The sequence below is a fragment of the Oleiagrimonas sp. MCCC 1A03011 genome, from assembly GCF_003267965.1.
In the GTDB taxonomy this organism is placed as follows: Bacteria; Pseudomonadota; Gammaproteobacteria; order Xanthomonadales; family Rhodanobacteraceae; genus Oleiagrimonas; species Oleiagrimonas citrea.
Window position 1 is genome coordinate 1 of record NZ_MSPY01000050.1, and the last position, 862, is coordinate 862.

2 protein-coding genes are annotated in these 862 nt (G+C 64.7%); both read right to left on the reverse strand.

Annotation, left to right across the window (positions count from 1 at the left end):
- Window positions 1–410, reverse strand: a 410-nt coding sequence (locus BTJ49_RS15295; protein ID WP_343125543.1) for a chloride channel protein, incomplete at its 3' end; no start/stop codon positions are given.
- A partial coding sequence (locus tag BTJ49_RS15995) for a chloride channel protein (protein WP_146742404.1) occupies window positions 311–862 on the reverse strand: 552 nt, incomplete at its 5' end. The genes BTJ49_RS15295 and BTJ49_RS15995, both read right to left, overlap by 100 nt.

Here is an 862-nt window from a genome sequence, read left to right on the forward strand (position 1 = left end):
TTGGCCACGCATAGCAGCGCCAGCGCTCCCAGTCCGAGATGTCCGCTGATGATGGCGGTGATGTTGTCGTAACCCACACCCAGGGTGGACGGCATGAGATAACCGATCACACCTACGGCCACGCCCCCGATAGCCGGCCACCACATCCAGTGCACCGGCAGCTTTTCGAACGTGTCTTCCACGGCATAGGTGGCGCGCGTCACGCCGATGCTCACCAGTCCCACCAGGACGCCGAAGACCGTATACATGCCCAGCGCCGGCAGCGTGGCCAGTGCCACGTCGGGCATGGGGAAAACCGGTGCGGTGCCCATCAGCATGTAGCGCATGCCCGTGGCGGTGACCGTGGCCAGTGCCACCGGGATGAGGGAGCGGGCGCGTCGTTCGAAAAGAAGCAGTTCGACGGCAAGCAGGACCGCCGAAACCGGCGCGGATTGGCCACGCATAGCAGCGCCAGCGCTCCCAGTCCGAGATGTCCGCTGATGATGGCGGTGATGTTGTCGTAACCCACGCCCAGGGTGGACGGCATGAGATAACCGATCACACCCACGGCCACACCCCCGATGGCCGGCCACCACATCCAGTGCACCGGTAGCTTTTCGAACGTGTCTTCCACGGCATAGGTGGCGCGTGTCACACCGATGCTCACCAGTCCCACCAGGACGCCGAAGACCGTATACATGCCCAGCGCCGGCAGCGTGGCCAGTGCCACATCGGGCATGGGGAAAACCGGTGCAGTGCCCATCAGCATGTAGCGCATGCCCGTGGCGGTGACCGTGGCCAGTGCTACCGGGATGAGGGAGCGGGCGCGTCGTTCGAAAAGAAGCAGTTCGACGGCAAGCAGGACCGCCGAAACCGGCGCGGA